Origin of the sequence: Phocaeicola oris (genome assembly GCF_021295095.1) — a bacterium.
Taxonomy (GTDB): domain Bacteria; phylum Bacteroidota; class Bacteroidia; order Bacteroidales; family Bacteroidaceae; genus Phocaeicola; species Phocaeicola oris.
The window spans coordinates 99,085-110,999 of sequence record NZ_JAJLQX010000010.1; the positions used below are offsets into that span (position 1 = coordinate 99,085).

At 37.7% G+C, this 11,915-nt stretch carries 8 protein-coding genes; 4 read left to right on the top strand and 4 right to left on the bottom strand.

Features of this window, described 5'->3' with window-relative positions; all coding sequences use genetic code 11:
• Positions 1-310: 310 nt before the first annotated feature.
• From LO761_RS06855 to LO761_RS06870, 4 genes are all read right to left on the bottom strand, one after another.
• Positions 311-1,873 carry a Gfo/Idh/MocA family protein gene (locus tag LO761_RS06855; RefSeq protein WP_272817543.1) on the bottom strand — a complete coding sequence of 521 codons (1,563 nt, stop codon included), beginning with the start codon at positions 1,871-1,873 and terminating at the stop codon, positions 311-313.
• Positions 1,842-3,191, bottom strand: coding sequence for a sugar MFS transporter (locus LO761_RS06860; protein WP_272817544.1), 1,350 nt, complete (start codon positions 3,189-3,191; stop codon positions 1,842-1,844). The genes LO761_RS06855 and LO761_RS06860 overlap by 32 nt, the downstream gene beginning before the upstream one ends.
• 35 nt (positions 3,192-3,226) lie before the next feature.
• A complete protein-coding gene (locus LO761_RS06865) occupies positions 3,227-4,567 on the bottom strand; it encodes a Gfo/Idh/MocA family protein (protein ID WP_272817545.1) in 1,341 nt (446 codons plus the stop codon).
• A gap of 500 nt (positions 4,568-5,067) precedes the next feature.
• The gene (locus tag LO761_RS06870) at positions 5,068-5,316 is read right to left on the bottom strand and encodes an RNA recognition motif domain-containing protein (protein WP_272817546.1); all 249 of its coding nucleotides are present in this window, start codon (positions 5,314-5,316) and stop codon (positions 5,068-5,070) included.
• 270 nt (positions 5,317-5,586) lie between these two features.
• Between LO761_RS06870 and tig the strand changes: the two genes are divergently transcribed.
• The 4 genes from tig (at position 5,587) to recQ (ending at position 11,409) form a co-directional block, all read left to right on the top strand.
• On the top strand, positions 5,587-6,939 hold the full coding sequence (gene tig / locus LO761_RS06875) for a trigger factor (RefSeq protein WP_272817547.1): 1,353 nt from the start codon (positions 5,587-5,589) through the stop codon (positions 6,937-6,939).
• 168 nt (positions 6,940-7,107) lie between these two features.
• Positions 7,108-7,791, top strand: coding sequence for an ATP-dependent Clp endopeptidase proteolytic subunit ClpP (gene clpP / locus LO761_RS06880; RefSeq protein WP_272817550.1), 684 nt, complete (start codon positions 7,108-7,110; stop codon positions 7,789-7,791).
• Between the two features lie 31 nt (positions 7,792-7,822).
• Positions 7,823-9,073 carry an ATP-dependent Clp protease ATP-binding subunit ClpX gene (clpX, locus tag LO761_RS06885; protein ID WP_272817548.1) on the top strand — a complete coding sequence of 417 codons (1,251 nt, stop codon included), beginning with the start codon at positions 7,823-7,825 and terminating at the stop codon, positions 9,071-9,073.
• Between the two features lie 149 nt (positions 9,074-9,222).
• The gene (gene recQ, locus LO761_RS06890; RefSeq protein ID WP_272817549.1) at positions 9,223-11,409 is read left to right on the top strand and encodes a DNA helicase RecQ; all 2,187 of its coding nucleotides are present in this window, start codon (positions 9,223-9,225) and stop codon (positions 11,407-11,409) included.
• Positions 11,410-11,915: the final 506 nt, after the last annotated feature.

Consider the following 11,915-nt stretch of genomic DNA (forward strand, 5'->3'; position numbering starts at 1 on the left):
TTGGACAAATAGGTCTTTTAAATTATTGGAATATAGTTTTTACGCACTTTTTGGGGAGCCAACGGACTTAAATTCGTACCTTTACAGCTAAAATTAAATACCTCTGTTCGGGAATGTAGTCTTTTCTAATTTTTGATTAAGCAAAAAATTTTACTGTGGAGCAATTATTCAATAACTTTGATAAATACGTATGAATTTAATAAACTGTCGGCTTGCCTTTTTATATGTTTATTCGTTTATAAAAGAAACTACCTTGATTCAGTATATAGCGTAATGTTATTCTGCGAGATAGAAATCACATCTGACATTTTTATTCTTGTACTTTTTTTAGGGTTTTTACTATCGTTGTTCCTCCTTTTTCCAGTGAAGTATCATGTGGAATATTTGTTTTCCATGCTCCGTTGGTGAAGTCTGGAATATTGATAGGAGCAGAATGATTGGCAACAGACCATTCACTTAGCGGAGCAATTACGCTCCATGTAGCGGCATCATATACGTCCATATCCATTGGTAAGCCATTTCTTAAACAATCGATTAAACGCCAGTCCATTAATAGATCCATGCCTCCATGTCCTCCAATCTCTTTGGCTATCATCTGCATCCTTTGTGTAATTGGCGGATTATATTGTGCTTCTATCTCTTTCATTTTTTCTTCTGAAAAGCATTTTTCGTAATTATCGGCAGTTGATAAACGGTAAGGTAATGGATATTTTTGTGCGAATCCTTTGGTTCCACTAATTAAATATGAGCGTGAATAGGGACGTGGTGTTGTTACGTCGTGTTGAAGCATAATAGTTTGTCCTGAAATTGTTTTAAGAATGGAAGTATTCATATTTCCACGAAAAGTTTTATTTTCAAATTGCTTGAAATAATTTTCTTTCTGCGCAAGCTCTTTAGCATAAGTATTCATTTGGAAATCATCAGTTGACATCGAGACCATATAATCTAAACGATTTCCCCGATTAATATTCACGACTTGTGCTATCGGCCCTAATCCATGTGTTGGATATAGATTTCCATTACGGGACATGTTTTCTTTTAATCGCCAACTTCTTCCGGGTTTTCCTCTGAAGAATAAATCTTTACCAATTTCATGGATATAAGCACCTTCACAATGCACAATATCTCCGAAAAAACCATTTCGTGCTAAATTCAATGTTAGCAATTCGAAAAAATCATAGCAACAATTCTCTAACATTACACAGTGTTTCTTAGTCTTTTCAGAAGTCTCTACTAATCTCCAACAATCCTCAATAGTTGTAGCTGCGGGAACTTCTAAAGCAACATGTTTATCATGTTCCATTGAATAAATTCCAATTGGAGCATGTAAATCCCAAGGGGTTGCCACATAAATAAGGTCTATATCTTCGCGTTTACACACTTCCATCCAAGAATCTTCTTTGCCTGCGTAGATAATAGCGGGATGTTCTTCGTTTTGAATCCTTTTTTTTGCTTTCTCTGCATGTTCCTTTAATTCGTCGCAAATTGCCATGATCTTGACTCCATCAATATGGCTGATTCTTTCTACGGCTTCTCCACCTCTTGAACCGACTCCGATAAAGCCTATACGTACGACGTCTATCTTAGGGGCTGCATAGCCACACATATTAAATAGTTGTGCATGCTTTTTATATGTCTCTTTATATATTTTATCTAACATTTTAGAAAACATTTTGTCTTTTGTGTTTTCTTGTCCCATAAAATAACTTGGCACTATTGTACAAAGTCCGGTAATACCGGTTATTCTGAGGAAGTTTCTTCTATTAATTTGCATATTTTGAGATGTTATTTGATAGAAATTGGCAAGTGGATTTATTATTTTACCAATAATCGAAGTATTTCTACAATATCTTTTTCTTGTTAAGTTTTCCAATACCTTTAAAAGACCATGATTGAACCTTATGTCCATACAAAGCAAAGAATATCAGGTAAAGATAACAAGGTATCAGCAATCCATAGGCCTTTTGCAAGCCTATCAAATCGGCAAAGTATCCATACAATACGGGCATGATGGCATTCCCACATAATCCCATTACTAATAAAGTGGAACCGAGTTTGGTGAATTTTCCCAATCCGTGGATAGACAGAGGCCATATTCCAGCGTAGACTAATGCGTTTGGTAAGCCTAAAGAACATAAGAACCAAATGGAAAGATTTGCCGTATGTCCTAAGAATGTTACATTTTGATTTGCGAATATCACGCCGAAAGATAGAAACAATCCTATAATACAACAAATTTGTAACATTCTTGTCTGTGATAAATATTTCGGTATCAAAAAGATTCCTATCAGATAACCTATAATGGTAAAGCTCATAGTATAGGAAGGAAAGACTTTTGCTTCGAGCAAGTCAATGCCCATTGAACCGGCATAGCTGATAATTGTATCAATGGCAACGATTTGAGTTCCGACATGTACGAATATGGCAATAGCTCCTAAAATTAAATATGGGAATTGGAAAATAGATGTCCTTTGAATATCAATAGTCTCCTCCTTGTTATTTTCAATCGGATCAATTTCAGGGAGGACAGAATAACGGATAAAAATACCAAAGGACAATAAGATTACGGCTAAAACCGAGTATGGAAATATAACACGCTCTATCAGATCATCCAGCATCGCGTTCTTTGAAGCTTCATCTAACATTCCGGAATCAAGCAAAGCGAATATATCTCCATCAGTTTCTTTTAGAATAACAGCGGCAAAAATCAGAGGCGCAAGTATTCCCGCTAATTTATTACATATTCCCATAAAGCTGATCCGCTTGGCTGCGCTTTCTATCGGACCTAAAATGGTTATATAGGGATTCGCCGCCGATTGCAACATTGTCAATCCCCCACCGATTACAAATAATCCCGAAAGGAACAGTCCGTATGCACGAGTGAGTGCCGCAGGAATAAAAAGAGAGGCTCCGACAGACATGGCAATGAAACCATACATTATGCTTCGTTTATATCCGATTTTTTGAATGATAAAACCAGAAGGTATTGATAAACAGAGATAAGCAATATAAAAAGCGAAAGCGACAAAATAAGATTGGAAATGAGTCAATTCACATGCAATTTTAAAATAAGGGATTAAGATTGAATTCACCCAAGAGACCAATCCGAAGATAAAAAACATAACCCCCACTATTACAATTGCTATAGTTATATCTTGTTTGCTTAACCGGCTATCTTCAAGTTGCTTCATGTATCCTGTAGAATTAATTATTGATGGACTACAAATTACAGTTTCATTTCAAAAGTGGGCTGATATTCACGGGTCCAGTACTTATCAGCCTCTTCGTCATGGAGAATATGACCATTCAAAGGATCTATATCCAAGGTATGCCCAACACGTGTTGAAATATTCCCCAATTGCATCAATAAAGAGCTTAAATGTCCTATATTCACATCGGCATGTAATTTTGTCCCTTTTCTGATGGCGTCAAAGAAATTATTGATATGGATAGCGTCTAATGTTTCGGCCGGATTCATCAAATTGCGAGGATCAATGGCTATCTGACTATATTGCTCTTTAATAATTTTATTATCCATATCAAAAACAGAGTAACCATTGGTACCTGTGATCAATAAACTACCTTTATCTCCGTAAAACATAACACCGACACTATTTCCTTCGACAGTTTTACTATTACAGCTGCGCCCTTCGTATGTTAAAGATTTCTTACCATTATAGTCAAAGTTAATGACTTGCGTATCGGGAGTCTCCCAATCATCATTACCATAATATCGTCCACCGATAGCATTAACTTTCGTTGGGAAATCCAGTCCCATTCCCCAACAAAGAAGGTCAATCATATGAGTACCATTATTCAAGGCTTCACCTGTTCCCCAATGCCAGAACCAATGCCAATTATAATGAACAATATTATCTTTATACGGACGGCGAGGTGCCGGTCCCTGCCAAAGATCCCAATCCAACCAATCCGGTACTTTCGTTTCTTTTCCTATGCCAATGGAAGGACGGTTATTCGTATACCACGCTTTACCGAAGTATACATTTCCGATAATTCCATCTTGAACCGACCGGATGCCTTCTATTACATTGGGCCATGAACGCCTTTGTGTACCAATTTGATAGACTCTGTTATATTTTTTGACGGCTTCTATCAATATTTCCCCCTCGGAAGGGCAATAACTGGCAGGCTTCTCTGAGTAAACTTCCTTTCCGGCCTGCATAGCCATCAATGAAGCAAGTGCGTGCCAATGGTCGGGAGTGGCAACGATTACAGCATCAACATCCTTTGAGTCTAAAGCTTTTCTAAAGTCGGTAACCTCAATGGGACGGCTCCCTTGAACTTTCTCAACGGCAGCTGCACATCGTGCAGCTGCCCGTTTATCAACATCACATACATACGTGATGACACATCCTTTTTGTTTGACAAAATTAGTGGCAAGCGCGGCACCTCGAGAATGAACTCCTATAGCAGCAATTTTAATCTTATCATTTGAGCCTATAATGTGAGAGTAACTTTTTGCGTTTAGATTGGTAAAGGTGTTTCCCAACGATAGAACTGTTGTTCCTAAAAATGCTTTCTTTAAAAAATCACGTCTTGTTGTCATATTATATTGTTCTAATTAGAATTAAGCAGTTGAGCAAAGATAGTTTTATTCTTATTTTTCATTTGCTAAAATGACGCTTTAAAGTTCTCAAAAAACGTCAAACTCCTATTTGACTTGTAAGAATCTTAATCAGAAAGTTCTCTTTCTAAAACCATACTGATGAATCATGGGAGTGAATCGTATGAATCATACAACCATACGGATGATTCATTTGTTTCACAGGAGTGAAACACTTGTCTCACAATAGTGAAACGCTTGTCTCACAGGAGTGAAACGAAAAAATCTTCTGATGAATACGGTAACTTATGAGGTTCTCTTTCTTTGTTTCTGCGTATCACTTTCCATGTTCCTACGTATCGTTTCGCTGTTTTAAAAAAGAATCTACAACATTTGTTTAATTAAAGGAAGAAATTATATGTTATAGCGTTTTTTGTCACAATAATAAAAATAAAAAGCCCCGAATTTCTTCGGAGCTTTAGTAAGTTTATCAGTAGTAATAATTATGCTTTCTTTGGTAAGGCTTCTTTAATAACCAACTGACGACCTTTGAATTCTGTGCCGTTAAGTTCAGCTATCGCTTTAGCTGCAGCTTCAGCATCTTCCATTTCAACGAAACCAAATCCTTTTGAACGGCCAGTCTCACGATCTTTGACAACCTTGGCAGAAGTAACTGAGCCATAAGCACTTAATAACTCTTCCAAATCGTCTTCCTTAACTCTGTAGTTAAGGTTTCCTAAATACATGTTCATAAAAAATAAAAATAAAAATAAATAATAAAGTTGTTTGTGGATAAGGACATTTTTGTCATCTTAACCGGAACAAAGGAACACATAAATTTTTGATTCGCAAGTGAAAAATGAATTTATTTTTTCTTTTTTAAACTAAATCATAGCCAACATAAAATAGATTAGCGAATTATAAACATATTTTTTTATTGAGTATTTGGTAGTTGAGAGATTAAACACTAATTTTGCAACCCAAATAGTTTTGAATAAGAAAATAATATAAATAGTAAAGGGATGAATATTTCATTTGAGAAGATTGACGATGTAGACGCATTGCTCACCGTCAATATCGACAAGGCAGATTGTCAGGAAAAAGTAGATAAGGCATTGAAGGTATATCGTCAGAAAGCTAATATTCCGGGTTTTCGTCGTGGCATGGTTCCTATGAGCTTAATCAAACGTCAGTTTGAAAAATCGGTTTTAGCTGAAGAGATTGATAAGTTGATGGAGGAGAAAGTGAATGCCTATATTAAAGATAATAAGATTCAAATGCTTGGCATGCCATTGCCAAATAAGGAGAAGAGTAAGCCGGTGGATCTGAATACAGATAATTTTGAATTCGCTTTTGACATTGCTTTGGCTCCGGAATTCAAAATTGAGTTGGGTAAGGACGATAAGATTCCTTATTATATTATAGAAGTGACTGACGAAATGGTTAATCAACAGGTTGACTCATTCCGTGACCGTGCCGGTAAATATGAGAAAGTTAACGAATACAGCGACAATGATATGATGAAAGGGCTGCTTGTTGAACTTGATGAGAATGGCAATGCAAAGGAAGACGGTATCAATATAGAAAGTGCTATGCTGATGCCTTCGTTTATTAAGAACGAGGAGCAGAAAGCAATCTTTAAGAATGCTAAGGTTAACGATGTATTGACATTCAATCCTGCAATTGCATACGAAAATAACGATACAGAACTTTCTTCTTTATTAAAGATTAAGAAAGAAGAAGTTGCCGGTCATAACGGAAACTTCACCTATCAGGTAGAAGAGATTCAGCATCTGGTTCCTGCAGAATTTAGTCAGGAGTTTTTTGATCAGGTTTATGGTAAGGACGTTGTTAAGAGCGAAGAGGATTTCCGTCAGAAAGTTAAAGATGGTATCGAGGCTCAGTTGAAAGGCGATAGTAATTATAAGTTCATGATTGATTCCCGTGAGTATGCTATGAATAAGGTTGGTAAACTGACTTTCCCCGATGCTTTATTGAAACGTATTATGCTGGAGAATAATAAGGATAAAGCTGAGGAATATGTTGAGTCTAATTACGAAGGGAGTATCAAAGAACTTACTTGGCATTTGATTAAGAGCCAGTTGGTTGAGGCTTTTGGTATTAAAGTTGAAAATGGGGAGATTAAAGAAATGGCTCGTCAGGCTACTTTAGCTCAGTTTGCTCAGTATGGTATGTCAAATATTCCGGAGGATTTACTTGACAATTATGTTAAACAGATGATGCAGAAACCGGAATCAGTGGATAACTTAGTTAATCGTGTTATCGAGAATAAGTTAGGTGCTGAGTTGATTGAAAAGGTCACTTTGGATAAGAAGACAGTTACATTGGACGAGTTCAATAAACTGTTCCAATAATTAGCTGTTTTGGCAGTATCCAACTGCTAAAACTTGCTAAAAAGAGGAAGTTTCTTTCTTATACTTCGTTTCAGGTATAAAAGTTGTGGTTAGTTTCACGTATTTTTATTTAGCGAAGAAGAAATAAACCTCCTCTTTTTATCACTAACAATGAAGGATTTTACAATGATTGACGATTTTAGAAAATTTGCCACTCAGAAATATGGTATGAGCGGTATGGTACTCGATGATGTTGTTAAAGCACAAAACGGATATTTGAATCCATATATCTTGGAAGAGCGCCAGTTAAATGTAACACAGTTAGATGTATTCTCTCGTTTGATGATGGATAGAATCATATTTCTGGGTACTGAGATAAACGATTATACAGCAAACACATTACAGGCTCAACTGCTGTATTTGGATTCTGTTGATACCGATAAAGATATTTCTATTTATCTAAACTCTCCGGGCGGTTCGGTTTATGCCGGATTAGGCATCTATGATACAATGCAGTTTATTAACAGCGATGTGGCGACTATTTGTACCGGCATGGCAGCTTCTATGGCAGCGGTGTTATTGGTTGCCGGGAAAGAGGGTAAGCGTTCTGCTTTGCAGCATTCTCGTGTGATGATACATCAGCCGATGGGAGGAGCTCAGGGGCAGGCTTCTGACATTGAGATTACTGCTCGTGAAATTCAGAAGTTGAAGAAAGAGTTGTATACGATTATTGCTGACCACTCACATAATTCGTATGATAAAGTGTGGGCTGATTCAGATCGCGATTATTGGATGACAGCCGATGAAGCGAAAGCTTATGGTATGATTGATCAGGTAATGATGCGTAAACCGGAGGCAAAAGGATCAAAGTAATAGAATACTTAATTATATATACATAGTAAAATTGGAAGATAAGAAGAAAAGAAATAAACGTATCTGCAGTTTCTGCGGGAGAACAGAGGATGAAGTTGGGTTTTTGATTACGGGACTTAACGGATGTATCTGTGATCAGTGTGCTGAACAGGCTCATACCATAGTTGCCGAAGCTACGGAAGCTAAAAATAAAGCTGCTAATCAGTTCCATTTAGATGAAGTCCCTAAACCAATGGAAATTAAGGCATTCCTTGATCAGTATGTCGTCGGGCAAGATGATGCTAAACGCTATTTGTCTGTTGCGGTATATAATCATTATAAACGGTTGATGCAGAAAGATTCGCATGATGATGTGGAGATTGAGAAGTCGAATATTATTATGGTTGGTAATACCGGAACTGGTAAAACATTGTTGGCTCGTACCATTGCTAAATTGTTGAAAGTACCATTTACCATTGTTGACGCGACAGTTTTGACAGAGGCCGGTTATGTTGGTGAAGATATAGAAAGTATACTGACTCGTTTACTACAGGTTGCTGATTATGATGTGCCTGCTGCCGAGCGTGGAATTGTGTTTATTGATGAGATAGATAAGATTGCACGAAAAGGCGATAATCCGTCTATCACTCGTGATGTAAGCGGTGAAGGAGTTCAGCAGGGGTTGTTGAAGCTCCTTGAAGGATCTATAGTCAATGTTCCGCCTCAGGGTGGCAGAAAACATCCTGATCAAAAGTATATTCCGGTCAATACAAAGAACATTCTCTTTATTTGCGGTGGAGCATTTGATGGTATAGAGCGTAAGATAGCTCAACGTCTGAATACACATGTCATTGGATACTCTTCGGTGGAGAATGCTGATCGGGTCGACCGTTCTAATCTGATGCAGTATATCTCTCCTCAGGATTTGAAATCATTTGGGCTGATACCTGAAATTATTGGTCGTTTGCCTATTCTCACTTATTTGAATCCGTTGGATCGGACTGTTTTGCGTCGTATTCTCACAGAGCCGAAAGATTCTATTATCAATCAGTATGTTAAACTATTTGATATGGATGGCATTAAATTGACGTTCCAGCCAGAAGTGTTTGAATATATTGTGGATGAGGCTGTTCAGTTTAAACTCGGTGCTCGAGGGCTTCGATCCATTGTAGAAACTATCATGATGGATGCTATGTTTTCCTTACCTTCCGAGAAAGTTACCTCTTTTGAAGTAACAGTCGATTATTCTGAGAAACAAATGGCAAAAGCTAACCTGTCGCGTCTGGAGAACTCCACAAATTGATATTTATATCTTATTTATTAAGAATAAAAGGTTGTTTTGTAAAAAAGTTCCCAAATAAATTGTTTTATTTGGGAACTTGTTTATAACTTTGTTAGTATTCAATGAACGGAGGAAGACATTGACTCACATTAATTATGTTTTTACGTACAATGGCAGAAAAAAGTGAACTAACGAAAGCGCTGAAGAAATATTTTGGATTTGATACATTTAAGGGAAATCAAGAAGCTATTATTCGCAATCTTTTAGCAGGAAAGAATACATTTGTACTGATGCCTACCGGTGGAGGAAAATCGCTCTGCTATCAATTGCCTTCTCTTCTGATGGAGGGGATAGCTATTGTTATCTCCCCGTTGATTGCGCTGATGAAAAATCAGGTGGATGCCATGCGCGACTTTAGTGACGAGGATGGTGTCGCGCATTTCATTAATTCTTCTTTAAACAAAACCGCCATTGATCAAGTTAAGAAAGATATTGTTGATGGTAAGACAAAGCTGCTTTACGTTGCTCCGGAATCGCTTACCAAAGATGAAAATATAGAATTCCTCAAAACGGTGAAGATTTCTTTTTATGCTATTGATGAAGCGCATTGTATATCAGAGTGGGGACATGATTTCCGCCCGGAATATCGCAATATTCGTCCTACCATCAATAAAATAAGCGATAAGTCTGTGCCGGTTATTGCTCTCACCGCAACTGCTACACCAAAAGTTCGTTCAGATATAAAGAAGAGTTTGGACATTCTTGATGCTCGGGAGTTTGTTTCTTCTTTCAACCGTCCAAACTTGTATTACGAGGTTCGTTCTAAGACGGCGGATGTTGATAAGGATATCATTAAATTTATTAAGGATAATTCCGGAAAATCGGGTATTATCTATTGCTTAAGTCGTAAAAAGGTAGAAGGACTGGCTGCTGTTTTGCAGGCTAATGATATCAAGGCTCTGCCATATCACGCAGGTATGGATTCTGCTACACGAACGGCGAATCAAGATGCTTTCCTGAAGGAGGATATTGATGTCATTGTTGCCACTATTGCATTTGGAATGGGTATTGACAAGCCGGATGTGCGTTTTGTTATCCATTATGATATTCCTAAGAGTCTTGAAGGATACTACCAAGAGACAGGTCGTGCGGGTCGTGACGGAGGTGAAGGTGTTTGTATTACTTTCTATTCGAGCAAGGATTTGCAGAAGCTGGAGAAGTTTATGCAGAATAAACCTATTGCTGAACAGGAAATCGGTCGTCAGCTTTTAAGGGAAACATCTGCTTATGCGGAATCTTCTATATGCCGTAGAAAGACGTTGTTGCATTATTTTGGAGAAGATTATTTGGAAGATAATTGTGGTAATTGCGACAATTGTTTGAATCCAAAAAAGAAGGTAGAGGCAAAAGAACAATTGTGTTCCGTTCTGGAAACGGTTTTGGCAGTGAAAGAGAATTTCAAGGACGATTATATCATTAATATATTGATGGGTAAGGAAAATTCTGAAATTATTGCTCATGGCCATGAGGAATTGGAAGAATTTGGAACAGGAATGGGCGATGATGAGAAGTTGTGGAGTGCTGTTATCCGTCAGGCATTGATAGCCGGTTATTTAATTAAGGATGTAGAAAGCTATGGATTACTGAAAGTTTCACCCGAAGGGAAAAAGTTTCTTGAGAATCCGGTCTCTTTTAAGATTGTCGAGGATAATGATTTTGAGGAGGAAGAAGAGGAGACTCCTGTTCATGGCGGTGCCTCTTGTGCAGTTGATCCGACTTTGTATTCTATGCTGAAAGACTTGCGTAAGAAGATGTCTAAGAAATTGGATGTCCCGCCTTATGTTATTTTCCAAGATCCTTCTTTGGAGTCAATGGCTACTATTTACCCTGTCACCGTCGAAGAATTGCAGAATATTCCGGGGGTTGGAGCCGGAAAAGCAAAACGCTATGGAAAAGAGTTTTGTGAACTGATTCGTAAACATTGTGAGGAGAATGAGATTGAGCGTCCTGAAGATTTGAGAGTTCGTACGGTAGCGAATAAATCAAAGATGAAAGTCGCTATTATTCAGGCTATTGATAGAAAAGTTGACTTTGAGGATATCGCAGAACTCCAAGGACTTGATCCTGATGAGTTGCTTAATGAAATTGACGCTATTGTCTATTCCGGAACGAAGTTGAATATAGATTATTATTTGAATGAGGTGATGGAAGAAGATCAGGTAGAAGATATATACGACTATTTTAAAGAATCGACTACCGATAGTATCGAGGACGCGATGTCTGAGTTAGGTGAGGATTATTCTGAGGATGAGATTCGTTTGGTTCGAATCAAGTTTATATCCGAAATGGCAAATTAAGGTCATATTATACCTTATTATATATATAGATCAATCAATCCGTTGTTCTTCATCGTATTCAAACTCGATCAGTTTGAGTGTTCAAAGTGACGCGTATGAAGATGAAAACTGATCCGTATGAGTTGTTCGATTCATCCGCATGAGTTGCTCAAGTCATCCGCATGAGTTGCTCAAGTCATCCGCATGAGTTGCTCGGTTCATGCGTATGAGTTTGCGCCTCCCTGTTCATCGCTTTTATCCTTCCTTTGCGTGTCTTTTCAATGCCGTGATCGTCATTTCGCGTATTTTCTCCCGCTTCTCCGGGCACGTTCCCGAAATCTTTTTCGTCTCTAGCATATTGAGAATCAGCGTATTGTTATAAAGGGATGGAAATAAGTTAAAAAAAAGCATAAAAAGATTTGCGTGTTATTTAAAGTTGTTCTACCTTTGTACCCGCTTTCCGCAAGGGAGCGCATCGATCTTTGAAAGAATGACAAACAGACAAAGCAGTACAAGCGTTCCGTATT

Excerpts from the sequence above, each read along its gene's own strand:
- LO761_RS06860 (WP_272817544.1), bottom strand. The coding sequence starts at position 3,191 with ATGAAGCAACTTGAAGATAGCCGGTTAAGCAAACAAGATATAACTATA.
- recQ (WP_272817549.1), top strand. The coding sequence starts at position 9,223 with ATGGCAGAAAAAAGTGAACTAACGAAAGCGCTGAAGAAATATTTTGGA.
- tig (WP_272817547.1), top strand. The coding sequence starts at position 5,587 with ATGAATATTTCATTTGAGAAGATTGACGATGTAGACGCATTGCTCACC.
- LO761_RS06865 (WP_272817545.1), bottom strand. The coding sequence starts at position 4,567 with ATGACAACAAGACGTGATTTTTTAAAGAAAGCATTTTTAGGAACAACA.
- LO761_RS06870 (WP_272817546.1), bottom strand. The coding sequence starts at position 5,316 with ATGAACATGTATTTAGGAAACCTTAACTACAGAGTTAAGGAAGACGAT.